A 1297-nucleotide genomic window follows, 5' to 3' on the forward strand; every position below is an offset into this window, starting at 1 on the left:
GTATTCATCTGAGGCACTCACAACAACAATAAATTAATTTATCAATTACAAAGTGTGATCAATGCAACACTTCTTAACATCCATTGACGTTTATTAACACTTAATGACACTTTATCTAGTGTTTATTGTTGACATACTTTTGTCGCTTGTATTTTGGGCACCACGTTCAATGAGAAACCTGTAAATAACGGTTCAAAATGCCCTGGGTCTGCCTGTGAGAAAGCCGCACATGTAGCTATCCCTCGGGGCTGGGGGAATGGCGTTTCAATGACCGATTTGGGCAACAACGCCCTAACAACCCAAAAGACCCATCCAATTCCTTTCCAATACCTTATCTGATGTGGGACCCATCAATGGCCAGCCATCAAGCGTTGCAACTTGGTGTAAAGACCTTGCACAGCTCTCATTCCACAGATGATGTGGGACCTGCCTGTAATCTGTGGATCGGCGTTGCTAATGGTGTATGGAGATGGTGTTCACCTGACAGTTGCCCACAAAAGGGAGTGATCATACAGCTTCAATCCCCTTTTTTTAGGGACCTCTATTTTACTTGGTATCTATATTATCAATCAAAATGTATAACATAGAAGATCAAAAATTATGGAAAATCTAATCATCACTGCTGCCGTAAATGGCGGCATAACTCCCAGAAGTAAGAACCCTGCAGTCCCACATACCCCAAAAGAAATTGCCGATGCTGTAGTTCAATGTAGTTTGGCTGGTGCCAGTGTCGCCCATATCCACGCTCGTGATGAAGCTGGTAAGCCAAGCTATGATAGTAAAGTTTGGCGGGAAATTATTGAGCGTGTCCGTGAGCGTTCCAATATTATCCTCAACCTGAGCACATCCGGTCTAAACCTTCCACAAGGTTTTCCAGAAGAAGAAGCATGGAATCACCTTCAGTACAGCCCAGAAATAGCCTCATTTAATTGTGGTTCGGTTAACCATGGCGATAAACCATTTATCAATAGCCCCGCACTTGCCAGAAAACTGGCGCTTGCCATCAAGCAACACAATGTTACACCAGAGATCGAGATTTACCATTCAGGTGTGATTAACGAAGCAATCACCCTTCAAAAACAAGGCTACCTTGGCTCCAAATTGGTGTTTGCATTTGCTATGGGGATCCATGGCGGGGTCAGCCCGACCTGCAAAGATCTGCTGTATGTAGTCGATTGTCTCCCAGAAAACAGTATTTGGTCTGCTATTGGCATCGGTCAGGCGCAGCTCCCACTAAATACCTATTCAATTTTGCTTGGTGGTCACGTCCGTACTGGACTTGAAGACAATATTTATT

At 44.0% G+C, this 1297-nt stretch carries 1 protein-coding gene; it reads left to right on the forward strand.

Features of this window, described 5'->3' with window-relative positions; genetic code table 11:
* Positions 1-600: 600 nt before the first annotated feature.
* Positions 601-1297 (forward strand): beta-keto acid cleavage family enzyme (locus LG30_RS21460; protein ID WP_081966058.1); only part of this gene is annotated, 697 nt, incomplete at its 3' end.

It is taken from the genome of Aeromonas aquatica (assembly GCF_000764655.1).
Classification (GTDB): domain Bacteria; phylum Pseudomonadota; class Gammaproteobacteria; order Enterobacterales; family Aeromonadaceae; genus Aeromonas; species Aeromonas aquatica.